Source organism: Actinomadura gamaensis (genome assembly GCF_042652125.1).
In the GTDB taxonomy this organism is placed as follows: Bacteria; Actinomycetota; Actinomycetes; order Streptosporangiales; family Streptosporangiaceae; genus Spirillospora; species Spirillospora gamaensis.
The window spans coordinates 359,331-382,516 of record NZ_JBHSIT010000010.1; the positions used below are offsets into that span (position 1 = coordinate 359,331).

Below are 23,186 nucleotides of genomic sequence, written 5' to 3' on the forward strand. Positions count from 1 at the left end.
GACAGTGAGCGGGCTCACGTTCTTTCCTTCGTGGGAGCGCTCCCACACACCTGCTCGATCCACTCCCCACCCAGACTCCACCCCAACGAGAGGGACCCACGATGAGGGGTAACCGGCTGAGGGCCGTCGCCGTACTCGCGGCGGCCGGCGTGCTCGCGGCGGCATGCGGAGGCGGAGGCGACTCCAAGTCCGACAAGAAGATCCAGCTGACCGTCGACGTGTTCGGCGAGTTCGGCTACGAAGGGCTCTACCAGCAGTTCGAGCAGTCGCACCCCGGCGTGACGGTCCGGCAGCGCAAGGTCTCGTCCCTGGACGACTACAAGCCGCGGCTCCAGCAGTGGATCGCCACCGGCAGCGGCGCGGGCGACGTGGTCGCGCTGGAGGAGGGCATCCTGCCCACCTACATGCAGCAGCGGACGAAGTTCGTCAACCTCTTCGACTACGGCGCGCGCGGCCTCCAGGGCGACTTCCTGCCCTGGAAGTGGCAGCTCGGCGTCAGCCCGGACGGCAGCCAGCTCGTCGGCCTCGGCACCGACGTGGGCCCGCTCGCCATGTGCTACCGCAAGGACCTGTTCAAGAAGGCCGGGCTGCCCACCGACCGCGACCAGGTCGGCAAGCTCTGGCCGACCTGGGACCAGTTCCTCGCGACCGGCCAGAAGTTCCAGAGCAAGGTGCCCGGTTCCAAGTGGCTGGACGGCCCGACCGCCATCCTCCGCGCGACCGTCCTGCAGAACGCGGGCTCGGGCCCCGGCTACAGCTACTTCGACAAGAACAACAACCTCGTCTTCGACACGAACCCGGCCGTCAGGCAGGCGTTCGACACGACGCTGAAGTTCGAGCAGAACAAGATGACCGCCGACATGTCGATCTTCACGCCGCCGTGGCAGACGGCGCTGAAGCGCGACACGTTCGCGACCGTCCCCTGCCCGTCCTGGATGCTCGGCGGCATCAAGCAGTTCTCCGGCGACTTCGGCAAGGACAAGTGGGACGTCGCGACCACGCCCGGCGGCGCCGGCTACTGGGGCGGCTCGTGGCTGGCGGTGCCCAAGCAGAGCAAGCACGCCAAGGAGGCCGCCGAGCTGGCGAAGTTCCTGACCAGCGCGCAGGGCGAGGTCGGCGCGTTCAAGGCGCAGAACCCCTTCCCCGCGAACGTGAAGGCCGAGCAGGACCCGGCCGTCTCCGGCGCGGTGAACGACTACTTCAACAACGCGCCCACCGGGAAGATCTTCGGCCAGCTCGTCTCGTCGGTGAAGCCGGTCTACCTCGGCCCGAAGAACGAGGACGTCCGCCAGGCCGTGGAGAACGTCCTGCTCGCGGTCGGCCAGGGCAAGGTCAAGCCGGAGGACGCCTGGTCCAAGGCCGTGGACGCCGCGAAGAAGGCCGCCCGATGACCGTGCCGGCCCATCCCCGCGGGGAGGCGCGCGTCCGGTGGAAGGCAGCCCCCCGATGACCAGCGTGGACACGCGTCCCGCCCGTCCCGCCACCGGGACGGGCGGGGCGCCGCCGCCGAGCCGCTGGCGCTCGCGGCTCGCGCGGCTCGACCTCAAGGCCAGCCCCTACGCGTTCGTCGCGCCGTTCTTCGTCGTGTTCCTGGTGTTCGGCGGCTACCCGCTCGTCTACACGCTGTGGGTGTCGCTGCACGACTGGGGCCTGGCGTCCGGGACGCGCAAGTGGGCCGGGTTCGGCAACTACAGCTACCTGTTCGGCGACGACCAGTTCTGGCACGCGCTGGTGAACACGGTCGGGATCTTCGTTCTCTCGACCGTCCCGCAGCTGCTGCTGGCGCTGGTGCTCGCCAACACGCTGAACCGGCGGATGCGCGCCGCGACCGCGTTCCGGATCGCGGTGGTCGCGCCGCTGATCACGTCGATGGCGGCCGTGGCGATCGTGTTCGGCCAGCTCTTCGACACCGACTACGGGTTCGTGAACTGGATCCTGCACAGCCACATCGACTGGCACGCGAACCGCGCCTGGTCGTGGACGGCCATCTCGGTGATGGTCGACTGGCGCTGGACGGGCTACAACGCGCTGATCTTCCTCGCCGCGATGCAGGCGATCCCGAAGGACCTCTACGAGGCCGCTTCGATCGACGGCGCGTCCCGGTTCCGGCAGTTCTGGCAGATCACCGTTCCCCTGCTCCGCCCGACGATCCTGTTCACGGTGATCATCTCCACCATCGGCGGGCTGCAGCTGTTCACCGAGCCGGTGCTGTTCGGCAGCGGGACGTCCAACAAGATGGACGGCGGCGCGACGCACCAGTTCCAGACGCTGACGATGTACATGTACGACAGCGCGTTCGGGCACGACCGGTACGGCTACGGCGCAACGGTCGCCTGGGCGCTGTTCCTGCTCATCATCGCCTTCTCGCTGCTGAACTTCCTGTTCGTCCGGCGCGCGGGAGGCACCCGATGACGATCCCCGCTCCCCTGGCCCGGCCCGCCAAGCGGCTGCACGGGCTCTGGGAGGCCAGTCCGCTGACCTACCTGACCCTGATCGTGGCGGCGGCGCTGTCGATCGCGCCGATCTACTGGATGTTCGTGGTGGCCACCCGCACCAACGACGTGGTCGCCGACGTCCCGCCGCCGGTGCTGCCGGGCGGCCACCTCGGCTCCAACGTGCACCGGCTGTTCGCCAACCAGGACGCCTACTTCGCCAAGGGCCTGCTGAACTCGGCGATCGTCGCGTCCTGCGTGACGGTCTCGACGGTGTTCTTCGCCTCGCTCGCGGGGTTCGCCTTCGCCAAGCTCCGCTTCCGCGGCCGCAACGCGCTGCTGCTGACGATCGTGGCGACGATGATGATCCCGGTCCAGATGGGCATCATCCCGCTCTACATGATCATGGTGAGGCTCGGCTGGCAGAACCACCTGCAGGCGGTCATCGTCCCGTTCATGGTCACCGGGTTCGGCGTGTTCATGATGCGGCAGTACGCGGCGCAGGCCGTCCCGGACGAGCTGGTCGAGGCCGCCCGCGTGGACGGCTGCACGACCTTCGGCGTGTACTGGCGGGTCGTCCTGCCGGCCCTGCGCCCCGCCGCGGGCGTGCTCGGCCTGTTCACGTTCATGCAGACCTGGAACGACTTCATGTGGCCGCTGGCGGTGCTCAACCCGGAGAACCCGACCGTCCAGCTGTCCATCAACAACCTGGCCAACGGCCACTTCGACGACTACACGCTGATGTTCGCCGGGACCTCGGTCGCGGTGCTCCCGCTGCTGGTCGTCTTCGTGGTGTTCGGCCGCCAGATCATCGGAGGAATCATGGAAGGCGCGGTCAAGGCGTGAGCGAGCAGGCGAGGTTCCCCGACGGGTTCCGGTGGGGCGCGGCCACGGCCGCCTACCAGGTGGAAGGGGCCACCGACGCGGACGGGCGGGCGCCCTCGGTGTGGGACACCTTCGTCCGGCGGCCCGGCGCGGTGCTGGGCGGCGACACCGGCGACGTCGCGGTGGACCACTACCACCGGTTCCGCGAGGACGTGGCGATCATGCGCGACCTCGGGCTGACGTCCTACCGGTTCTCGGTGTCGTGGCCGCGCGCGCAGGCGCCCGGCGGGCGCGGCCTCGGGTTCTACGACCGGCTGGTGGACGCGCTGCTGGACGCCGGCGTCGAGCCGTGGCCGACGCTGTACCACTGGGACCTGCCGCAGACGCTGGAGGACGCGGGCGGCTGGCCCGAGCGCGACACGGCGCACCGGTTCGCCGACTACGCGGCCGAGGTGCACGCCGTCCTCGGCGACCGGGTGCGGAACTGGCTGACGGTGAACGAGCCGTGGTGCGCGGCGTTCCTCGGGTACGCGTCCGGGGACCACGCGCCGGGACGCCGCGAACCTGCGGCGGCGCTGCGCGCGGCCCACCACCTGATGCTCGGGCACGGGATGGCCGTCCAGGCGATGCGGGCGCAGCGGCCGGACAACCGGTTCGGCGCGGCCGTGAACCTGTACGCGGTGTCGCCCGCCTCGGACGCCGAGGCCGACGTGGACGCCGCGCGCCGGGTGGACGGCCTCCAGAACCGGTTCTTCCTGGACCCGCTGCTGCTCGGCCGCTACCCGGAGGACGTGCTGGCCGACGTGGAGCGGTACGGGTTCGCGCCGTCCGACGCCGACCTCGCGACCATCCGGCAGCCGATCGAGCACCTCGGCGTCAACTACTACTCGCGGCACACGGTCAGCGGCGACCCCGACTCGGCGCCGCAGGCGGCGTCGTCGCCGTTCGCCGAGCACTCGCCGTGGGTGGGCAGCGAGCACGTGCGGTTCCCGTCCACCGGCCGCCCGACGACCGGGATGGGATGGGAGATCGACCCGTCCGGGCTGACGGAGGTGCTGGTCAGGCTGCACCGCGAGTACCCCGCGGTGGACCTGTACGTCACCGAGAACGGGGCGGGCTACCAGGAGGAACCCGCGAACGGAACGGTCCACGACGCGGAGCGGATCAGGTACCTCGACGGGCACCTGCGCGCGTGCCGGGACGCGATCGACGCGGGTGCGCCGCTTCGCGGCTACTTCACCTGGTCGCTGCTGGATAATTTCGAGTGGGCGTGGGGGTACTCACGGCGCTTCGGGCTGGTCCACGTGGACTACGCCACGCTGCGCCGCGCGCCCAAGGACAGCGCGCGCTGGTACGCCGAGGTGATCCGCAGGGGCGGGCCCGGCGCGTCCGAGTAACGGGTGGCGCGGGTGGCAGTCGAGCGGGAGGGCGGGCGGATGGCCGGACGGGGAACACGCCCCACGCTGGAGGAGGTCGCCGCCCTGGCCGGGGTCGGCCGCGGCACCGTCTCCCGGGTGATCAACGGCTCGCCGCGGGTGAGCCCGCGGGCCCGGGACGCGGTGCTGGCGGCGATCGACGAGCTCGGGTACGTCCCGAACCGCGCCGCCCGCACCCTGGTCACCCGGCGCACCGAGACGGTCGCGCTCGTCGTCGCCGAATCCGAGCTGCGGCTGTTCGACGAGCCGTTCTTCGCGGGCATGATCCGCGGGGTCAGCGCGGCGCTGGCCGAGACCGGGCTGCAGCTGCTGCTCGCGCTCGCCCGCTCCCCCGCCGAGTACGCGCGGCTGGAGCAGTACCTCACCGCGCAGCACGTGGACGGCGTGCTGCTCACCTCCCTGCACGCCGAGGACCCGCTGCCCGGACGGCTGGAGGCGAGCGGCGTGCCGACCGTCCTCGGCGGCCGTCCCCCCGGCGTCGAGCCGGTGTCGTACGTGGACGTCGACAACCGCAGCGGCGCGCGGCAGGCGGTCGAGCACCTGGTCGACCGGGGCCGCCGCCGCATCGCGACCATCGCCGGGCCGCAGGACATGGGCGTCGGCATCGACCGGCTGACCGGCTACCGCGCTGCGCTCGCCGAGGCCGGGCTGCCCGAGCTGGTCGCCTACGGCGACTTCAGCGAGGCCAGCGGCATCGAGGCGGCCGAGGAGCTGCTCGCCCGCGACCCGGCGATCGACGCGATCTTCGCGGCGGACGACCCGATGGCGCTCGCCGCGATGCGGGTGCTGCGGCGGCACGGACGGAACGTGCCGGGCGACGTCGCGGTGGTCGGTTTCGAGGACTCGCCGTCCGCCGCGCTCGCCGACCCGCCGCTCACCACCGTCCACCAGTCGGCCGAGGAGATGGGCCGCGAGATGGCCCGGCTGCTGCTCGCCCGGATCAACGGGGAACCGCTGGCCGAGCCGGTCGTGATCCTGCCGCCGCACCTGGTCGTCCGCGCGTCCAGCTGACCCGCGAGCCGGCCCGCGCGCCGGCCCCTCGCGCCGCCCCCTCGCGCCGCCCCGCCGTCCGGAGCCTTCGGCGGGCCGTCGGCCGGGCCGCGGGCGGGCCGCCGAGCGGACCCGCCGGACGGCCCGCCGGACGGCCCGCCGGACGATTCGTGGCGGGTCGAAAAGCGGCGGCGAAATCGGAAGCTTCCGAGCGAAGCGCAAATACCTCTGCGGCCGGACAAAACGCGGCCGAAACATTTCCGTCCAGTGATGGATTCGTCGCCCACACGCGTCTTCACTCCTGTCATGACCGCTGGTTATCCTGGCGGCCCGGGCAGCGGGAAAACCGCTCCGGAAGACACGGGAGTCGCGATGTGGAGTACCGGGCCGAAACCGCCCAGTGATCTGACCAAGCACAGAGAAATCGACACCGTCCGCCGCATCCAGCACCTCATGGTGCTGTGCTGGATGCTGCGTCCGGACGGTTCGCTCGCCCGGGTGCTGGCCAAGGCGCTGGCCGTCGACCCGCTGCCGCTCGCCGAGCGCGCCGCCGCGGTGCCCGACCTGCACCCGCAGGTCACCAAAGCCTGGCTGGAGTCCATGTGGGACCCGGCCACTCTCACCGCCGACGAGATGGAGGTGGTCGCCTGGCAGAACAATCCCGCTGAAATCCTCGTCGCCATCGACGAGATCCACGCCATAGAAAAGCTTATCGGAATACGGCTGACCACGGAACTGTGCGATTAGCCGAAGCCCTATACAGGAGGAATAAAAATGTCTCCCACCAGCATTCTCCGGCAGGCCGCGGCCGACGCCGACTTCCGCGCGGAACTGCTCGAGAGCCCCGCCGACTTCGGCGTGGCAGCCGTCCCCTCGACGGTCGAGCAGCCCGACACCGAGACCCTCGGCTACTGGACCGAGGGCGTCGCCGCCGTGGACGTGTACGCCTGCGGCACCTCGTGCAGCGCCGGACCGTTCACCATCGTCTGCGACGGCGGCACCAAGCCGTTCTGACGAGGTCCCGGCCTAGCGCCGGGTCATCCGGCACGGCCCGCGTCCCGCTGAGCGGACCGATGTGACACGACGGTGGGTCGACCCTGCTCGGCCCACCGTCCCCGCGCCCCGTCTCAACGTCCCGTCTCAACGTCCCGCCTCGACGTCCCGCCTCAACGCCTCGCCCTGCTCCTCGCCCGCGCCGACCCGCACCGTTCGTGTCCCGTACTGCGCCCCGCCCCGCCTCGCCTCGCCTCGCCTCGCCGACCCGCGCCGCGTCCTCTCGACGCGGCCCTCGACTTCCCGAGGAGTGCCACGCCCGTGAACCCGCACCGTCTCGACCTCGCCGCCCGCGCCGCCGACCGGGCCGAACGGCGGCAGGTGGTGGACGCGCTCGGACCGCCGCCCGACCCGCCCGACCTGTCGCGGTTCGACGCATGGCGGATCGGGCGGCAGGCGGCGCGGCTGGCCGAGCGCGCGGCCCGCGGGCGGCGGGCCGAGTCGTCCGAGTGCGCCGTCCCCGCCGCGCTGCTGACCGCCTACCGGCAGCACGAGCTGCGCCTCACCGGCCCGGACGACCCGTTCGGCCGGATGCTGGAGGAGCTGCACGCCGAGTGGCTGCCCGCCTACCGGGCCGCGCTGGACGCCCTGCCCGCCGGCGACGACGCCGACGCCTGGTGGCGCGAGGACGACGTCTACTACGGGCGGCGCGCGATCGTCTGCGCCCCGTTCCTCGCCGAGCTCGGCCGCCGCCTCGACGCCGTCCTGGCCGAGGACGCCGGCGGTCCCGCGTTCGGCCGCGGGCTCGTGGCCGACTTCCAGCGGCGGCTGCTCGACCGGTTCGCGCTGGCCCTCGCCTGGGCGGTCGAGACCGACGCGAAGGCGCACTGCGCCGCGAACGGCATCGACCCGGACGCCGCGTCCGCCGCCGAGTTCACCGCCTACCTGGACAAGACGTTCGCCGACGCGGAGGGCTACCACCGGTTCTTCCTCGACTTCCCGGTGCTCGCGCGCTGGCTCGCGCACGTGACCGCGCTGCTCGCCGACCACGGCCGCGAGCTGGTGACGCGGCTGCGCGCCGACGCCGCGGACGTCGGGACGGCCCTGTTCGGCGAGCCGATCACGGCCGTCGAGCGCGCGTCCCTCGGCCGGGGCGACGACCACGCCGGGGCGCGCAGCGTGGTGATCCTCGACGTCGCGACCGCGGCCGGCCCGCGGAAGCTGGTCTACAAGCCGCGCAGCGTCCAGGGCGAGGCCGCCCTCCAGGGGCTGCTCGCGCGGCTCCGCGACGACGGCGTGCTCGGGTTCGCGCCCAGGACCGTCCTGCCGAAGGACGGCTACGGGTACGAGGAGATGATCCCGCCCGGCCGGAACCGGGTCGCGGACCGCGCCGCCGCTGCCGCCGTGTACGCCGAGCTCGGCGGCTACCTCGCGCTGTTCTACGTGCTCGGCGGCGGCGACCTGCACTTCGAGAACATCCTGGTCGCGGACGGGCACGCGTACGTCTGCGACGGCGAGACGATCCTCGGCGCGGTGCCGGGCGAGCGCCCGGACGCGTCCGGCACGCTGATGGACTCGGTGTTCCGGACCGGCCTGATCGAGTGGCCGACCTCCCGCGCCGACGCCGGCTCGCTGCGGCTCAGCGGCTACGCGGGCGGCGGCGAGTACGAGCTGCCGCTGCGCGTGCCGCGCATGGACGGCGAGCGGCTGTCGTTCACCGCCGCCGTCCGGCACGTGTCGGGCGTCCGGGTCGATCCGGGCGCGGCGAACCGCGTGTTCGTCGGCGACGAGCTGACCGGCGCGGAGGACTTCGCCGCCGACATCGGCGCCGGGTTCGACAAGGTGTACGGATGGTTCGCCAAGAAGGGCGACGAGGCGACGGCGCTGCTGCGGACGCTCTTCGCGGGCGCGCGCGTCCGGTTCATCAACTGGAGCACCCAGGTCTACGCGCAGCTGCTGGTCGCCGCACGGCACCCGCGCTGCCTGATGGACCCGATCGAGGTGGACCTGCTCATCGACACCGTCCGGCACTTCCCGCGCACCTGGGACGGCGAGCTCGTGCTGCCCGACCGCGAGGCCGAGTCGCTGTGGCGGATGGACGTCCCGCTGTTCAACGCCCCGGCGGACGGCACGACCCTCACGCACGACCACCGCGCGCCGGTCGCGATGCGGCTGGCGGCGAGCCCCCTGGACGTCGCGGCCGAGCGGATCGCCGCGCTGACCGAGGAGAACCGCCGCCGCCAGCGGCAGTACATCGCGGCCGGGCTCGCCGGCGGCGACGTCGCCAGCGCCGACCTCGCCGCGACCTGCGTCCAGCAGGCCGAGGCGGTCGCGCTGCGGCTGTGCGGCGAGGCCCGGCCGGACGGCGCGCCCTGGACGTCCTACCTGATCACCCCCGACGGCCCCGAGTCGATGGACATCGAGGGCGACCTCTACAACGGGTCGGCGGGCGTCGCGCTGTTCCTGGCGTACCTGAACGAGGTGAGCCCGCGCCCGGAGTTCGAGCGCACCGCCCGGACGGCCCTCGCGCACGCCCTGGAGTCCTTCGACCGGGACCGGATCGGCGCCTACACCGGCGTCGGCGGCATGATCTACACGCTCGTCCACCTGCACGCCCTGTGGGGCGAGCGGGCGCTGCTCGACCGGGCCGCCGCGCTCGCCGACGGGCTCGCCGCCCGCATCCCGGAGGACCGGCACCTGGACGTCCACCAGGGCGTCGCCGGGCTGATCCCCGTCCTGCTCGACCTCGCCGACGCGACCGGCGGGCGCGGCGCCGACCTCGCCGGCCGCTGCGGCGAGCACCTGCTCGCCCGCGCCAACGCCGACGACGACGCGATGTCCTGGCCCGGCGACGAGGCGGGCGCCGCGCTCGCCGACCTCACCGGCTTCGCGCACGGCTCCGGCGGCATCGGCTGGGCGCTCGCGACGCTCGGTCACCGCCTCGGCCGCCACCGGTACGTGGACGCGGCGCACCGCGCGTTCGCCTACGAGATGCGCCACTTCGACGAGGACCTCCAGGACTGGTACGACCTGCGCGCCTCCCCCGGCGGCCCGATCTGGAACGGGCGGCACTTCGCCAACGCCTGGTGCAACGGCGCCGCCGGGATCGGCCTCGCCCGCCTCGCCACCTGGGACCTGCTCGGCCGCGCCGACGACGACCTGCTGCGCGACGCGCGGCGCGGGCTGACCGCGACCGTCCGCAACTTCCCCCGCCTGATGAACGACACGCTCTGCCACGGCCGGTCCGGGAACGCCGAGCTGCTGCTGCGGTACGCGCTGCTGCGCGAGGAGCCGGCGTTCCGGGTGGAGGCCAACCTGCACGTCCAGAACCAGTGGCGGAACCTCGACGAGGCCCGGCCGGGGCCCGAGTCGGGGTTCTTCCCGGGGCTCATGCTCGGCATGGCGGGCTTCGGCATGCACTTCCTGCGGCTGGCCCGTCCCGAACGCGTCCCCTCCGTGCTGCTGCTCGACCCGCCCGCCCGACCGAAGGAGTGATGACCCGATGTCCGTGGACGCCTGCGCCGAGTTCCTGCGCGCCGCCGACGACGATCCCGAGCTGCGGCTGCGGATCCGGGCGATGACCGGAGTGGCGGAGCTGGTCCGGCTCGGCCGGACCCGGGGCTACGAGTTCTCCGTGCCCGATCTGGCGGCGGTCTCCGCCGCGTCCGCCGAGCCCGGAGCGCCGGCCGCGCCGGGCACACCGGCCGCGCCGGGCACGCCGGCCGCGGCGAGTGCGGCGAGTGCCGCGGAACCGGCTCGCCCGGGTTCCGGGACGGCGGGTGAGACGAGCATCCTGCACTTCGAGTACTCCCTGGACGACCTGCCCGGTTTCGGACGCGTCGCCGAGCTGCTCCAGCGGGTGAAGGTGCAGCCGCCGACGGTGGACATGGGCCGGTTCGCGGCGGCGTTCAGCCCGTCCGACCTGGCGTCCACCGGCCTCGCGCCGAGCGGCCCGGAGTACCGGCGCTGGAAGGAGGGGACGGCGGGCGAGCCGCGCGCCGCCCGCCGCGACTTCCACCTCGTCAACCTGGACGACCACGTCGCCTACCCCGGCTACGACGACTACCTGGACGCCAAGACCTCGCTCGTCCGCGAGCTGGAGGGCGTGTTCGGGCCGGAGGTCCGGTTCTCCGGGAGCATGTGGTACCCGCCGTCGGGGTACCGGCTCTGGCACACCAACGAGGAGCACCCCGGCTGGCGGATGTACCTCATCGACTTCGACGGCGACTTCGACGACCCGTCCCGGACCTCGTTCTTCCGGTACCAGCGGCCCGGCTCGGAGGAGCTGGTCACGCTCCGGGAGCGGCCCCGCATCGCGCGCTTCTTCCGGATCGAGCAGGACCCGGCGAAGCTGTTCTGGCACTGCATCGTCAACCCGACCGACCGGCACCGGTGGAGCTTCGGCTTCGTCGTCCCGGACGACTGGCAGGCCGCGCTGGAGGCGGCGGCGTGACCGCGGCCCACGCCGTCCCGGACGCGCCGAGCCCCGCCGCCCCGCCCCCCGCCATCGCCGCGTCCGGGCTGCGCAAGCGGTACGGCGACGTGGTCGCCGTGGACGGCGTGGACCTCTCCGTCGCGGCCGGGGAGTGCTTCGCGTTCCTCGGCCCGAACGGCGCGGGCAAGTCCACGACGATCGCGATGCTGTGCGCGCTGGCCGTGCCGTCCGCCGGGCGGGTCGCGATCGCCGGGCACGACACCCGCGCCGACCCGCTGGAGGCGCGCCGCCACATCGGCCTGGTGTTCCAGGAATCCACGCTCGACCTCGGCCTGACCGCCGCCGAGAACCTGCGCTTCCACGCCGACCTCTACGACGTCCCGCCGGAGCTGGTGCCCGGACGCATCGACCACGCGCTCGACCTCGTCGGGCTCGCCGGGCAGCGCGACCGGATCGCCGGGACGTTCTCCGGCGGCATGCGGCGCCGGCTGGAGATCGCCCGCGCGCTGCTGCACCGGCCGCGCCTGCTCGTCCTGGACGAGCCGACGCTCGGCCTCGACCCGCACGCGCGCGCCCGCGTCTGGGAGCACCTGCGGGCCGTCCGGGAGCGGGAGGCCGTCACGATCTTCCTCACCACGCACTACCTGGACGAGGCCGAGCAGTGCGACCGGATCGCGATCATCGACGCCGGGCGCATCGTCGCCGAGGGCGCGCCCGCCGCGCTGAAGGCCGAGCTGACCGGGCCGGACGCCGCGCCGCCGAGCCTGGACGAGGTGTTCCTGCACCACACCGGGCGTCCGTTGCACGACAATCCGGAACTGGCCCCGCCCGACGCGGCGCCCGCCTCCCGGCCGGAGGCCCCGGACGGCCCGGACGGCCCGGACGGCCCGGACGGCCCGGACGGCCCGGACGGCGGCGCGGAATCCGTCCGGGCGCGGCGGCTCGCGGCGGAACTGCGGGCCGTCCGGATGGTGTGGCGGCGCGACCTGCTGCACTTCCGGCGCGACCGGATGGGCGCGACGCTGTCGATGGTGCAGCCGCTGCTTTTCCTGTTCGTCCTCGGCGTCGGGCTGTCGGGGCTGATGCCCGGCATCGGGCGCGGCTCCTACCAGCTCTTCGTGTTCTCCGGCGCGCTCGTCACGGCCGCCCTGGGACCGGCCGTCGCGGTCGGCGCGTCCCTGCTGTGGGAACGGCAGAACGGGTTCCTGCGGGAGATGCTGGCCGGCCCCGTGCGGCGCGAGTCGCTGCTGCTCGGCAAGTGCCTGGGCGGCGCGACCGTCGCGACCGTCCAGGGGACGCTGCTGCTGGCCGCCGGGCCGCTGATCGGCGTCCCGGCCGACCCGGTGCTGCTCGTCCTGCTCGCCGCGCAGCTCGCGCTCGCGTCCCTGGCGATGACGGCGCTCGGCGTGCTCATCGCGACGTTCGTCCGCCGCCCGCAGACCTACGGGACGGCCCTGGCGGTGATGATGGCCCCGCTGACCTTCCTGTCCGGCGCGATGTTCCCGCTGGCCGGCGCGCCCGCCTGGCTCTCCACGGTCGCGCTGGCCGACCCGCTCACCTACGCGGTGGACGCGCTGCGCCGCACGGTCGCGTCCCGGCTGGCGGCCCCGCCGCCGCACCTGTTCCAGCCGCTCGCCGTCGGCTCCTGGCACCCGCCGCTCGCCGCCGAGTGGACGCTGCTCGCGCTCCTGGCGACCGTCCCGCTGGTCTGGTCCGCCCGCCGCTTCTCCCGCAACGACTGACCCGGCGCCGCGCCGAAAATCTTCAACCCGTCCAAATACCTCGCTCTCGCGGACGTTCCGTGCTCCCATGTTGGCCATGGACGCACGCATCAAGGTCAGCGGCGGGGACCCCGTCCAGGAGACGGCCGGTCTGTACGAGTGGCTGCGCGGTGACCGCACGCTGGCCGCGCGCGTCCGCGCCGAGCCCGCGCCGCCCCGCGACGGCGAGCTCGGCGGCGCGACGGAGGTGCTGGTCGTCGCGCTCGGCTCCGGCGGCGCGGCGGCGGCGCTGACGAACGTCCTGGTGGCCTGGGTGAAGTCGCGGCGTCCCGACGTCAGCGTCACGGTGACCACCGCGAAGGCGAGCGTCAAGATCGACACCAAGGACCTGCCCGCCGACGCCGTCCTCCCCCTGCTCCGCGAGGCGCTGCACGAGGACGATGCCTGAGCCGCCCCGCTCCCGCGCCGTCCTGATCGGCACGGCGAAGTACGAGGACGCCGCGTTCCCCCAGCTCCCGGCCGCCGCGAACAGCCTGGCCGGAATGCGGGCCGTCCTCACCGACCCGGCCCTGTGCGGGTGGCCGGACGAGCGCGTGACCGTCGAGTCCGACCCGTCCGACTGGCGGGGCCTGGCGCGCCGCCTGCGCGCGCTCGCCCGCGAGACCGACGACGTCCTGCTCCTGTACTTCGTCGGGCACGGCGTGCTGCTCCCGAACGGCGAACTGTGCCTCGCGGTGTCCGACACCGACCCGGCCGACCCGGACCTGACCGGCTTGGAATACCGCCGCGTCCGCGACCTGCTCCGCGACAGCCCCGCCGCCACCAAGATCGTCATGCTGGACTGCTGCTACTCCGGCCGCGCGATCGAGACCCTCGCGGCCCTGGACAACGTCGCCGACACCACCGACGTGCGCGGCGTCTACACGCTCACCGCCAGCGACCACACCGCCCACGTCGTCCCGCTCGCCGAGCAGGCCGAGGTCCCGACGTCCTTCACCGGCGCGTTCCTCACCCTGATCCGCGAGGGCGTCAAGGACGGCCCGGAAACCCTCACCCTGGGCGACCTGTACCTGCACCTGCGCCGCCGCCTGACCGCGCACGGCCTCCCGTCCCCCAACCAGCGAGGCACCGACACCGCCGACCGCCACCCCTTCACCCGCAACCCCGCCCACCGGCGCGAACCCGAGCCCTCCCCGTCCCCGCGACTGCGCCCGCAACCCGGCCTCGCGGCCGACCGGCCCCGGTTCACGCCCGCCGAACCGCACGGACCGTGGTCCGTGGCTCCGGGCCTCCCCATGCTGCTGTCCGAGGAGAGCGCGGGCGCGACGGCCGTGGCGTTCAGCCCGGACGGCGCCGTGCTGGCCACCGGGCACTCGGACGGCACGGTCCGCCTCTGGAACCGCCTTCTCCGAGGCGTGACGCCCCTTCCTCCGGCGCCCTACACGCCACCGGAGGACGACCGGGACCGCGGGCCGGTCGCGGTGACCGCGATCGCCGTCACGTCCGGCGCACGGCAGGTGGCCTACGCGGCGGCCAAGCGGGACGTGGGGCTCTGGTCCCTGGACGGCGGGACTCCCGGGCACCGGTTCCTGAGCAACCACTCCGTTTCGTCGCTGGGACGCCTCAACGTCGTTTCGCTCGCCTTCAGCCCGGACGGACGCCTCCTCGCGGCCGGCCACTCCCATTGGGAATCGGTGGTCGGGAGGTGCCACGTCTGGAACACGCGGGACGGACGGCGCCTCGAGACGCTCGCGGAACCTCCCGAGACCGGACGGGGGCCGCTGACGCACCCCAACGAGCACGCCCTCGTGTTCCTGCCGGACGGGCGGCTCCAGGTCTTCCAGCACGGCGGCTCGCGCACCGGGGTCACGACGTACCGGCCCGGCGACGACGGCGACGCCCTGATCGACGCGCCGCCGGCCGACACCGGCACCATCACCGGGTTCGAATCCGCCGCCTTCTCCCCCGACGGTCGGACGGTCGTCACCACCAGCCCCGGCTGGACCTGGATCTGGCACGCGACCGAGGACGGCTTTCCGGGGAAGGCGGTCCTGGGCCCGCGCACGAACGCCACGTCCGTGGTCGTCGGGCCGGAGGGACGCGTGGCGGCGATGTGGGCGCCGGGCGAGCCGTTGCGGGTGTGGGATCTCCACACCTTGGAGCAGGTCGGAGCGCCGATGCCGTTCAGCGGGCAGACGAAGGCGGTCGCGTTCGCGCCGGACGGTGCGTCGCTCGTCGTGGGGGACGCCGAGTGGGCGGTGCGGTTGTGGCGTCCGGGCTAGGCGGCGGGCCTGCTCAGGCGGGGCCGGGGCGGCAGGTCAGGGGGGCGTAGTTCATGACGTGGTCGTGCAGCATCTGGGCGGCGGACGGGTCGTGCTGGCGGAAGGCCTCGATGATGCGGGCGTGCTCGGCGGACTTGGAGTAGATCTCCGTGCGGTGGAGGCGGAGGGAGAGGGTCGTCCAGACCTCGATGCCGAGGCCCTCCCAGACCGAGGTAAGCAACTGGTTACCGCTGTAGCTCACCACGAGACGGTGAAAGTGGATGCTTTCGCGGATCTGCTCGTCCAGGTCCCCGGCGGTGGCGGCCTCGGCGAGGCGGGCGTTCTGGGCCTCCAGCTCGTCCAGGTGGTCGGCCAGGCGGGGCAGGGCCAGCTCGACGGCGGTACGTTCCAGACCCGCGCGGACGGGGAAGATCTCGGCCAGGTCGCGCTCGCCGAACGGGCGGACGCGGGCACCGCGGTTGGGCAGCGTCTCGATCAGCCGCAACGTCTCCAGCAGGCGCAACGCCTCGCGGACCGGGCCCTGGCTGACGCCGAGCTCGGCGGCCACGCGGCGCTCGACGATGCGCTCGCCGGGCTGCCAGCGGCCGCTGGAGATGCCGTCCACGATGAACTCGCGGATCTGGTCGACCAGGCCGGTGCGGCGCAGCGGCGCGGGCTGGTCCTCGGACGGGGCGACGGACGGGGCGTTCACGCCCCCATCGTACGGGGAGTACCGGAATGGCCACCGGTGCGGCACTGGTCCAGACCTCTTGACCGAGGGCATATGATCGATCATTGATCAATGATGATCGGTGATGAGTGGCGCGGCGACCCCGCGGCACGCTCCACGTACGGAGGAAGAACGCCGATGGCTGAGACCACGAAGGCAGCCCCGGGCCGCGCCCGCCGCACCACGCGCGCCGCGAGCGGACGGGGCACGGCGGGCAAGGGCACCCCCAAGCCCGCCGACAACCGCGCCAGCGCCGTCGCCCGCCGCCGGGCCGACGACGACGCGCGGGTTGAGTACTTCCGGCAGATGCTGCTGGTGCGCCGGTTCGAGGAGCGGACCGCCCGGGCCTACACCGAGGCCAAGATCGGCGGCTACTGCCACCTGAACCTCGGCGAGGAGGCCACGGTCGTCGGGCTGATGGCGGCGCTGCGCCCCACCGACTACCTGTTCACCAACTACCGCGAGCACGGCTACGCGATCGCCAAGGGCATCGAGCCGCGCCGCGTGATGGCCGAGCTCTACGGGCGCTCCACCGGCGTGTCCAAGGGCTGGGGCGGGTCGATGCACATGTTCGACACCGAGGCCCGGCTGCTCGGCGGCTACGGCATCGTCGGCGGCCAGCTGCCGCTCGCGACCGGCGCCGCGATGGCCGTCTCCTACCGGGGCGGCGACGACGTGGTGATGGTCCAGATGGGCGAGGGGACGGCCGCGATCGGCGCGTTCCACGAGTCGCTGAACATCGCCGCGCTGTGGAACCTGCCGATCGTCTTCGTGATCATCAACAACGGCCTGGGCATGGGCACCACGGTCGAGCACTCCGCCGCCGAGCCCGAGCTGTACAAGCGCGGCGCGGCGTACCGGATGGCCAGCGCCCGGGTGGACGGCACGGACGTCGTCGCCGTCCGGGACGCGGCCCGCGAGGCCGTCGAGCGCGCCCGCGCGGAGAGCCGCCCGTACCTGCTGGAGTGCACGAGCCCGCGGCTGCGCGGCCACTCGGTCGTCGACCCGGCCAAGTACCGCACCAAGGAGGAGAAGGAGGCCCTCAAGGCCGCCGACCCCCTGGCCAAGGCGCGGCTGGAACTGGAGGACGCCGGGCTGCTGACCGCCGAGGACGTCGAGCGCCTGGAGGCCGAGGTCGCCGAGACCGTGGCGGACGCCGCGGCGTTCGCCGACGAGTCCCCGCACCCCGAGGTGTCGACGCTGTTCGACTACACCTACGCCACCCCGGTGCCGAACGACTCCCACCGGCTGCCCGCCGACCCGCTCTTCCGCGTCTGAGAGACCGAGACCCCATGGCAACCATCACCTACCGCCAGGCCCTGCGCGACACGCTGCGGGCCGAGATGCTCCGCGACGACGACGTCCTCCTCATGGGCGAGGAGATCGGCGTCTTCGAGGGCTCCTACAAGATCACCGAAGGGCTGCTGAAGGAGTTCGGGGAGCGCCGCGTGCGCGACACCCCGATCGCCGAGGAGGGCTTCGTCGGCGCCGCGATCGGCGCGGCCATGCTGGGCCTGCGCCCGGTCGTGGAGATCATGACGATCAACTTCTCGCTGCTGGCGCTGGACCAGATCGTCAACCACGCCGCCAAGATCTACGGGATGTTCGGCGGGCAGAAGCCCGTCCCGATGGTCATCCGCACGCCCGGCGGCGGCGGGCAGCAGCTCGGCGCGACCCACTCGCAGAACGTCGAGCTGTACTACTCGTTCGTGCCGGGCCTGAAGGTCGTCGCGCCGTCCACGCCGCTGGACGCCGCCGCGCTGCTCAAGGCCGCGATCCGGGACGACGACCCGGTGCTGTTCCTGGAGAACCTCGCGCTCTACAACACCAAGGGCGAGGTCCCGGACGACATCGCCGACGTGGCGCCCGCCGAGATCGGCCGCGCGGCCGTGACCCGCGAGGGCACCGACATCACGATCATCGGCTACTCGCGGATGGCGCACGTCGCCGCCGAGGTGGCCGAGAAGCTGGCCGCCGAGGGCGTGTCCGCCGAGGTCGTGGACCTGCGCAGCCTGCGCCCGCTGGACCGCGAGACGATCGTGGCGTCGGTCCGCAAGACCGGCTCGGCCGTCGTCGCCGAGGACGACTGGCTGACCTACGGGATCGGCGCGGAGATCGCCGCGACGATCCAGGAGGGCGCCTTCGACTGGCTCGACGCCCCGGTCCGCCGGGTCGCCATGGCCGAGGTTCCGCTGCCCTACAGCAAGCCGCTGGAGCTGGCCGCGCTGCCGTCCGCCGACTCCCTGCTCACCGCCGTTCGCGAAACGCTCCGCGCGACCGGCCGTCCCACCCTGGAGACCGTCCGATGACCGAGATCCTGATGCCCCGCCTCTCCGACACGATGGAGGAGGGCGTCATCGCCGCCTGGCAGAAGAAGCCGGGGGACGAGGTGGCCGTCGGCGACGTGCTCTGCGAGATCGAGACCGACAAGGCCGTCATGGAGTACGAGGCCTACGAGGCCGGCGTCCTGACGGAGATCCTCGTCGGCGAGGGCGAGACGGCGGCGATCGGCGCGCCGATCGCGATCATCGGCGGCGAGGGCGACGCTCCGGCGCCGTCCGGGGCCGGGGCCGGGGCTTCCGCGCCGGCGGAGGCGAAGGCGGAGGCGGAGGCGCCCGCCGAAGCCCTTGCCGAGGCCCCCGCCGAGGCTTCGGCGCCCGCCGCCGGGGAGGCTTCGGCGCCCGCCGCCGGGGAGCCGGAGAAGGTTCCGGCGACGGTCGGCGCTGACGAGCGCCCGTCGGCGAACGGCGTCTCGGGCACGCGCCCGCCGTCGTCCCCGCTGGCGCGCCGCCTGGCCCGCGACCACGGCCTCGACCTGCGCTCGATCACCGGCACCGGCCCGGGCGGACGGATCATCCGCGCCGACATCGAGGCCGCGATCCGCGGCGGGGCCCAGCCCGCGCAGGCCCCGGCCGCCGCGCCGGCCTCCCCGGCCGCGGCTCCGGCTCCGGCCGCGGCGTCCGCGCCGAAGGCCGCCGCCGCGTCCGCGCCCCAGGTCGCCGACGAGGACGTCGAGCGCGTCCCGCTGAACCGCTTCCGCAAGGTCGCCGCGCGCCGCCTGGTCGAGAGCAAGCAGAACGCGCCGCACTTCTACCTCACCCGCGACGTGGACGCCGAGGCCCTGGTCGCCTTCCGCAAGACCCTGAACGAGGCGCTCGCCCCGGCCAAGGTCAGCGTCAACGACCTGATCGTCAAGGCGTCCGCGCGGGCGCTGCGCGAGCACCCGCAGGTCAACACGTCCTACACCGAGGACGCGCTGCTCGTGCACAAGCGCGTGCACGTCGGCGTGGCCGTCGCGGTCGAGGACGGCCTGCTGGTCCCGGTGATCAGGGACGCGGACCGCAAGTCGGTGTCCCAGATCGGCGCCGAGACCCGCGAGCTGGCCGCCAAGGCCCGGGACGGCAAGCTGTCCCCCGCCGAGATGACCGGCGGCACGTTCTCGGTCAGCAACCTCGGCATGTTCGGCGTGGACTCGTTCTCCGCGGTGATCAACCCGCCGGAGGCGGCGATCCTCGCGGTCGGCGCGGTCCGGGCGGAGCCGGTGGTCAAGGACGGCCAGGTCGTCCCCGGCCAGCGGATGTCGATCACGCTCTCGGTGGACCACCGCGCCGCCGACGGCGCGACCGCCGCGCAGTTCCTGGCCCGGCTCGCCGAGCTGCTGGAGAACCCGCTCCTGATCGTCGCGTAGCGCCGGTCCCCGCCGAGCGCGCCGCCCGCGGCGCGCCCCTGAGCTGCCGTCCATGGCGCACCCCGTGGGACGGCACCGGCCCCGTGCCCGCATCCGGTGACCCCGGTGCGGGCGCGGGGTCGCTCGCTTCCCGGCTACCTGCTGGGTTCGGGCATCTTGCAGGAGATCTTGGGGTTGAGGCCGAGGTAGTTGAGCGGCCCGGCGATCACCGTCACCGCGATCGTGCCGCTGCGGCTGCAGTCCTTCAGCTGGTCCTTGACGGGTTTGTCGTAGTAGTGGCGCTGGCCCGCTGCGATGGCGCCGATGAGGAGCCAGAGGATCAGCACGATCGAAGAGATCCGCATGGGCTCATGGTGCAGGTCCGGGGGCGGTGCCCACAAGGGCGGGGCCCCGTACGCACCGGTTCATGCCTGCTTGCACGGCGTCCCGTCGAGGGTGAAGGCGTCCGGACGGGGCTCGGGGGCGCCGCCGGAGGCCGTCCCGAGGAAGCCGAACTCGACGCTGCCGTTCGGCGCGATGCGCCGGTTGTAGTCGGCGGCGACGACCGTGACGTCCGGGCCGCCCTGCTCGCGGCTGCCGTTCCAGAGCTGGGTGATCCGCTCGCCGCGCCGGAAGGACCAGCTCAGACGCCAGCCGTCCAGCGCGTCCGGGCCGAGGTTGGTGATCCGCACCTGCGCCTGGAACCCGCCGGGCCACTGCCCCGTGACGGCGTACGCGACCGCACACGACGTCCTGCCGGCGGGCGTGGACGGGCTGCCGGACGGAGCCGAAGACGGGGACACGGGCGCGGACGTCGGCCCAGGGCCGGACGACGCCGCAGGCCGCCGCTGATCGGACAGCGCCGCGACCAGCACCAGCAGCAGGAGCACCACGGCGGCCACTCCCCCGCCGATCAGCAGCCCCCGCCGCGACACCCCCGCGCCAGGCGCCACACCCGCGGCCGGCCCACCCGCGGCAGCCAGCGCATCCGCGGCAGACCGTGCAGCCCCGGCAGAAGGCGCACCCGCGCCAGGCAGCGCGCCCGCGCCAGGCAGCGCACCCGCGGCGGGCAGCGCATCCGCGGCAGATCGTGCACCCGCGGCGGGCGACGCACCCGCGCCAGGCAGCGCGCCCGCGGCGGGCGACGCATCCGCGGCAGACGGCGCATCCCCGGCGGGCGGCGCATCCGCGGCGGGGGGCGTGGCAGCGGCGGGCGGTGCGCCTGCGGCGGGGGGCGTGTCGGCGGCGGGGGGCGGGGGGACGGGGTCGTCCAGGATTCGCGTCGGGTCGACGGGCGGTCCGGCTGGTGCGGCGGGCGCGGAGGGGACCGGCGGGATCGGGGCGAGATGCCCGGATTGCTCCAGCTTGTCGGCTACTTCGGTCGCGCCGGGACGGCGGCCGGGATCGGCGTCCAGGCAGCGGTCGACCAGCGCCGCCAGGCCGGGCGGGACGGGTGCCGGGAGCGTTTCGCGAAGCAGGACGCCCAGGGCGTAGACGTCGGCGGCGGGGGTCGGGTCGTCCCCGGCGAGGAGCTCGGGCGCGACGTAGGCGGGCGTGCCGAGCAGCGCGCCGCCGGACGTGCGGGCTCCGAAGGCCAGCCCGAAGTCCACGACCTTCACCCCGGTCGGGGTGAGCATGACGTTGGCGGGCTTGACGTCCCGGTGGACGACGCCGGCCGCGTGCGCCGCGGCCAGCGCGCGGGCAATCTGAGCGCCGACGGCGGCGGCCTCCTGCGGAGCCAGCGGGTCGCGGGCCAGGCGCGCGGCGAGGGTCTCGCCGTCCAGCAGCTCCATGACCACGTACGGGACGCGTCCGCCGCCGGGCAGCTCGGCCTCGCCGTAGTCGTAGACGCCGGTGATGCCGGGATGGGTGAGGCGGGCCGCGGCGGTGGCCTCCCGCCGCAGCCGCCGCGCCGACCGGCCCGGACCGTCCGCGCGCGGGACCTTCACCGCGACCGGACGCGACAGCACGCCGTCGAAGGCGCGCCAGACCGACGCCATGCCGCCGTCGCCGACGCGGGCCTCCAGCCGGTACCTGCCGCCGAGCAGCAGTCCGGGGCGCAGCGGATCGTCCACCGGGCGCTCCCACCTCTCCCTTGGGACGCCCTTGACCCTACCGGGGCCGCCCCGCCGGCGCGATCAAGGTCGCGGGGTGGCGCGGGCGGGAACGGGGAAGGGTGTGATCGAGACCCACCAGCAGAAAGGCACCGGCATGACCGAACCGCAGGGATCTTCGACGCTGTCGGAACTCGACCGCGACGAGTGTCTCCGGCTGATCGCTCCGGGCGGCGTGGGCCGGGTCGCCTACGACGACGGCGAGGGGCCGACGGTGACACCGGTCAACTACGTCCTGGACGGCGAGACGATCGTGTTCCGCACCTCGCTGGCCGGACGGCTGAACCAGAACCTCGCCGGCCTGCTGTCGGGCGCGGAGGTCCGGATCGCGTTCGAGGTGGACGACTTCGACACCGACCGGCAGGAGGGCTGGAGCGTCCTGGTGCGCGGCGGCGCCCGCCAGCTGGACGACGACGAGTCCGCCGCGCACGTCAAGCCGTGGCCCGCGGACCCGCGTCCGGCCCGGATCCGGCTCACCGCGATGGACATCACCGGCCGCCGGCTCGGGCACGGGTGACCGAAAGCTACAAGACGGGCGGCCCGGCACGCGCCCAGGATGGCGTCATGGCCACTGACCTGCACACTGACCTGAACGCTGACCTGAACATCGACATGGACAAGGCCGCCGACTTCATGGCGACGCACGCGCGCGTCCTGGACCGGCGGCGCTTCGAACTCCTCTTCGGCCGACCCGCCAGGCACGGCGTTCTCGACGGGGTCCGGGAGGGCGTCGTCGCGGCGCTCGACGGGTACCGCAACCCGGACGGCGGCTACGGCTGGGGGCTGGAGCCCGACCTGCGCTCCCCCGAGAGCCAGCCCGCCACCGCCGCGCACGCGTTCGAGGTGTTCGCGGAGGTCGGAGGGCATCCGCACGCGGCGCGGCTCTGCGACTGGCTCGACTCGGTGACGCTGCCGGACGGCGGCGTCCCGTTCGCGCTGCCGGCGACGGGCGAGGCCGGGAACGCGCCGTGGTGGGCCGAGGCCGACACGTCCGTCTCGTCGCTCCAGATCACCGCGTTCACGCTGGTCGCGGCCCGCCGGGCGGCTCGGGTGGACCCGGCGGTCGCCGCGCATCGGTGGCTCGAACGCGCGGCCCGGTACTGCCTGGACGCGATCGGCTCCCTGGACGGACGGCCGCACGCGTACGTCCTGGCGTTCTCCGTCCGCGTCCTGGACTCGCTGCGCGACGATCATCCGGAGGCGTCCGCGCTGCTCGAGCGCCTCGCCGAGCAGGTTCCCGGCGACGGGCGGGTGCGGGTCGAGGGCGGCACCGAGAACGAGTTCCTGCGCCCGCTGGACTTCGCGGCCGTGCCGGGCCGCCCGCCGGCCGGCCTGTTCGCGCCCGAGATCGTCCGGGCGGACCTCGCCGAGCTCGCGTCCGGCCAGCGCGAGGACGGCGGCTGGACGGTCGAGTACGCCAGGATCTCGCCCGCCGGCGCGATGGACTGGCGCGGCTACGAGACCCTCCGCGTCCTCACCGCCCTCCGCGAGGCGGGCGAACTCGCGCGCCGGACCACCGACTAAATCGCGAGCCGGATCGCTGAGCCAGATCACTGGGCCGGATCGCTGGGCCGGATCGCTG

General features: G+C 73.7%; 20 protein-coding genes. 17 read left to right on the forward strand and 3 right to left on the reverse strand.

Going from position 1 to position 23,186, the window contains the following annotated elements; all coding sequences use genetic code 11:
• Positions 1 to 101 precede the first annotated feature (101 nt).
• The 12 genes from ACFPCY_RS31910 to ACFPCY_RS31965 all read left to right on the forward strand — a co-directional run bounded on the left by ACFPCY_RS31910 (position 102) and on the right by ACFPCY_RS31965 (position 15,114).
• Positions 102 to 1,391, forward strand: coding sequence for an ABC transporter substrate-binding protein (locus tag ACFPCY_RS31910; RefSeq protein WP_378261368.1), 1,290 nt, complete (start codon positions 102 to 104; stop codon positions 1,389 to 1,391).
• Between the two features lie 55 nt (positions 1,392 to 1,446).
• Positions 1,447 to 2,412, forward strand: coding sequence for a carbohydrate ABC transporter permease (locus ACFPCY_RS31915; protein ID WP_378261370.1), 966 nt, complete (start codon positions 1,447 to 1,449; stop codon positions 2,410 to 2,412).
• Entirely contained in the window at positions 2,409 to 3,278 is an 870-nt protein-coding gene (locus ACFPCY_RS31920) for a carbohydrate ABC transporter permease (RefSeq protein WP_378261372.1), read from the forward strand. The genes ACFPCY_RS31915 and ACFPCY_RS31920 overlap by 4 nt, the downstream gene beginning before the upstream one ends.
• The gene (locus tag ACFPCY_RS31925) at positions 3,275 to 4,654 is read left to right on the forward strand and encodes a GH1 family beta-glucosidase (RefSeq protein ID WP_378261374.1); all 1,380 of its coding nucleotides are present in this window, start codon (positions 3,275 to 3,277) and stop codon (positions 4,652 to 4,654) included. The genes ACFPCY_RS31920 and ACFPCY_RS31925 overlap by 4 nt, the downstream gene beginning before the upstream one ends.
• 39 nt (positions 4,655 to 4,693) lie before the next feature.
• On the forward strand, positions 4,694 to 5,704 hold the full coding sequence (locus ACFPCY_RS31930) for a LacI family DNA-binding transcriptional regulator (RefSeq protein WP_378261472.1): 1,011 nt from the start codon (positions 4,694 to 4,696) through the stop codon (positions 5,702 to 5,704).
• A 285-nt stretch (positions 5,705 to 5,989) separates the two neighbouring features.
• Entirely contained in the window at positions 5,990 to 6,430 is a 441-nt protein-coding gene (locus tag ACFPCY_RS31935; protein ID WP_378261376.1) for a DurN family substrate-assisted peptide maturase, read from the forward strand.
• A 27-nt stretch (positions 6,431 to 6,457) separates the two neighbouring features.
• Entirely contained in the window at positions 6,458 to 6,697 is a 240-nt protein-coding gene (locus ACFPCY_RS31940) for a cinnamycin family lantibiotic (RefSeq protein WP_378261378.1), read from the forward strand.
• Between the two features lie 300 nt (positions 6,698 to 6,997).
• Positions 6,998 to 10,171 (forward strand): type 2 lanthipeptide synthetase LanM family protein, encoded by a 3,174-nt coding sequence (locus ACFPCY_RS31945; protein ID WP_378261380.1) that lies wholly within the window; start codon positions 6,998 to 7,000, stop codon positions 10,169 to 10,171.
• Between the two features lie 7 nt (positions 10,172 to 10,178).
• A complete protein-coding gene (locus ACFPCY_RS31950; RefSeq protein WP_378261382.1) occupies positions 10,179 to 11,129 on the forward strand; it encodes a Nif11-like leader peptide family natural product precursor in 951 nt (316 codons plus the stop codon).
• Positions 11,126 to 12,853 carry an ATP-binding cassette domain-containing protein gene (locus ACFPCY_RS31955; RefSeq protein WP_378261384.1) on the forward strand — a complete coding sequence of 576 codons (1,728 nt, stop codon included), beginning with the start codon at positions 11,126 to 11,128 and terminating at the stop codon, positions 12,851 to 12,853. The genes ACFPCY_RS31950 and ACFPCY_RS31955 overlap by 4 nt, the downstream gene beginning before the upstream one ends.
• A 76-nt stretch (positions 12,854 to 12,929) precedes the next feature.
• Positions 12,930 to 13,280, forward strand: coding sequence for an effector-associated constant component EACC1 (locus ACFPCY_RS31960; protein ID WP_378261386.1), 351 nt, complete (start codon positions 12,930 to 12,932; stop codon positions 13,278 to 13,280).
• Complete coding sequence (locus ACFPCY_RS31965) at positions 13,273 to 15,114, forward strand: caspase, EACC1-associated type (RefSeq protein WP_378261388.1); 1,842 nt, start codon at positions 13,273 to 13,275, stop codon at positions 15,112 to 15,114. The genes ACFPCY_RS31960 and ACFPCY_RS31965 overlap by 8 nt, the downstream gene beginning before the upstream one ends.
• A gap of 13 nt (positions 15,115 to 15,127) precedes the next feature.
• Here ACFPCY_RS31965 and ACFPCY_RS31970 read toward each other — a convergent pair whose 3' ends face one another.
• Positions 15,128 to 15,805 carry a GntR family transcriptional regulator gene (locus ACFPCY_RS31970; RefSeq protein WP_378261390.1) on the reverse strand — a complete coding sequence of 226 codons (678 nt, stop codon included), beginning with the start codon at positions 15,803 to 15,805 and terminating at the stop codon, positions 15,128 to 15,130.
• A 156-nt stretch (positions 15,806 to 15,961) separates the two neighbouring features.
• On the opposite strand from ACFPCY_RS31970, the gene pdhA reads away from it, so the two are divergent.
• The 3 genes from pdhA to ACFPCY_RS31985 are packed head-to-tail and all read left to right on the forward strand — an operon-like array spanning position 15,962 to position 19,511.
• Positions 15,962 to 17,101 (forward strand): pyruvate dehydrogenase (acetyl-transferring) E1 component subunit alpha, encoded by a 1,140-nt coding sequence (gene pdhA / locus ACFPCY_RS31975; RefSeq protein ID WP_378261392.1) that lies wholly within the window; start codon positions 15,962 to 15,964, stop codon positions 17,099 to 17,101.
• Positions 17,102 to 17,115: 14 nt separating this feature from the next.
• On the forward strand, positions 17,116 to 18,132 hold the full coding sequence (locus ACFPCY_RS31980; RefSeq protein WP_378261394.1) for an alpha-ketoacid dehydrogenase subunit beta: 1,017 nt from the start codon (positions 17,116 to 17,118) through the stop codon (positions 18,130 to 18,132).
• Positions 18,129 to 19,511 carry a dihydrolipoamide acetyltransferase family protein gene (locus ACFPCY_RS31985; protein WP_378261396.1) on the forward strand — a complete coding sequence of 461 codons (1,383 nt, stop codon included), beginning with the start codon at positions 18,129 to 18,131 and terminating at the stop codon, positions 19,509 to 19,511. Before ACFPCY_RS31980 ends, ACFPCY_RS31985 begins: the two co-directional genes overlap by 4 nt.
• A 134-nt stretch (positions 19,512 to 19,645) precedes the next feature.
• Here ACFPCY_RS31985 and ACFPCY_RS31990 read toward each other — a convergent pair whose 3' ends face one another.
• Together ACFPCY_RS31990 and ACFPCY_RS31995 are read right to left on the reverse strand one after the other, a co-directional pair.
• Complete coding sequence (locus ACFPCY_RS31990; protein WP_378261398.1) at positions 19,646 to 19,855, reverse strand: hypothetical protein; 210 nt, start codon at positions 19,853 to 19,855, stop codon at positions 19,646 to 19,648.
• Positions 19,856 to 19,915: 60 nt separating this feature from the next.
• Positions 19,916 to 21,565: a protein kinase domain-containing protein gene (locus ACFPCY_RS31995; protein ID WP_378261400.1), complete on the reverse strand. Its 1,650-nt coding sequence runs from the start codon at positions 21,563 to 21,565 to the stop codon at positions 19,916 to 19,918.
• 103 nt (positions 21,566 to 21,668) lie between these two features.
• On the opposite strand from ACFPCY_RS31995, the gene ACFPCY_RS32000 reads away from it, so the two are divergent.
• Both ACFPCY_RS32000 and ACFPCY_RS32005 read left to right on the forward strand, forming a co-directional pair.
• The gene (locus tag ACFPCY_RS32000; protein WP_378261402.1) at positions 21,669 to 22,121 is read left to right on the forward strand and encodes a pyridoxamine 5'-phosphate oxidase family protein; all 453 of its coding nucleotides are present in this window, start codon (positions 21,669 to 21,671) and stop codon (positions 22,119 to 22,121) included.
• A gap of 47 nt (positions 22,122 to 22,168) precedes the next feature.
• A complete protein-coding gene (locus tag ACFPCY_RS32005; RefSeq protein ID WP_378261404.1) occupies positions 22,169 to 23,128 on the forward strand; it encodes a prenyltransferase/squalene oxidase repeat-containing protein in 960 nt (319 codons plus the stop codon).
• Positions 23,129 to 23,186: the final 58 nt, after the last annotated feature.

Coding starts and splice junctions, on each gene's coding strand:
- ACFPCY_RS31960 (WP_378261386.1), top strand. CDS start 12,930: ATGGACGCACGCATCAAGGTCAGCGGCGGGGACCCCGTCCAGGAGACG.
- ACFPCY_RS31990 (WP_378261398.1), bottom strand. CDS start 19,855: ATGCGGATCTCTTCGATCGTGCTGATCCTCTGGCTCCTCATCGGCGCC.
- ACFPCY_RS31910 (WP_378261368.1), top strand. CDS start 102: ATGAGGGGTAACCGGCTGAGGGCCGTCGCCGTACTCGCGGCGGCCGGC.
- ACFPCY_RS31940 (WP_378261378.1), top strand. CDS start 6,458: ATGTCTCCCACCAGCATTCTCCGGCAGGCCGCGGCCGACGCCGACTTC.
- ACFPCY_RS31930 (WP_378261472.1), top strand. CDS start 4,694: ATGGCCGGACGGGGAACACGCCCCACGCTGGAGGAGGTCGCCGCCCTG.
- ACFPCY_RS31980 (WP_378261394.1), top strand. CDS start 17,116: ATGGCAACCATCACCTACCGCCAGGCCCTGCGCGACACGCTGCGGGCC.
- ACFPCY_RS31935 (WP_378261376.1), top strand. CDS start 5,990: ATGACCGCTGGTTATCCTGGCGGCCCGGGCAGCGGGAAAACCGCTCCG.
- pdhA (WP_378261392.1), top strand. CDS start 15,962: ATGGCTGAGACCACGAAGGCAGCCCCGGGCCGCGCCCGCCGCACCACG.
- ACFPCY_RS31920 (WP_378261372.1), top strand. CDS start 2,409: ATGACGATCCCCGCTCCCCTGGCCCGGCCCGCCAAGCGGCTGCACGGG.
- ACFPCY_RS32005 (WP_378261404.1), top strand. CDS start 22,169: ATGGCCACTGACCTGCACACTGACCTGAACGCTGACCTGAACATCGAC.
- ACFPCY_RS31915 (WP_378261370.1), top strand. CDS start 1,447: ATGACCAGCGTGGACACGCGTCCCGCCCGTCCCGCCACCGGGACGGGC.
- ACFPCY_RS31985 (WP_378261396.1), top strand. CDS start 18,129: ATGACCGAGATCCTGATGCCCCGCCTCTCCGACACGATGGAGGAGGGC.
- ACFPCY_RS31950 (WP_378261382.1), top strand. CDS start 10,179: ATGTCCGTGGACGCCTGCGCCGAGTTCCTGCGCGCCGCCGACGACGAT.
- ACFPCY_RS31965 (WP_378261388.1), top strand. CDS start 13,273: ATGCCTGAGCCGCCCCGCTCCCGCGCCGTCCTGATCGGCACGGCGAAG.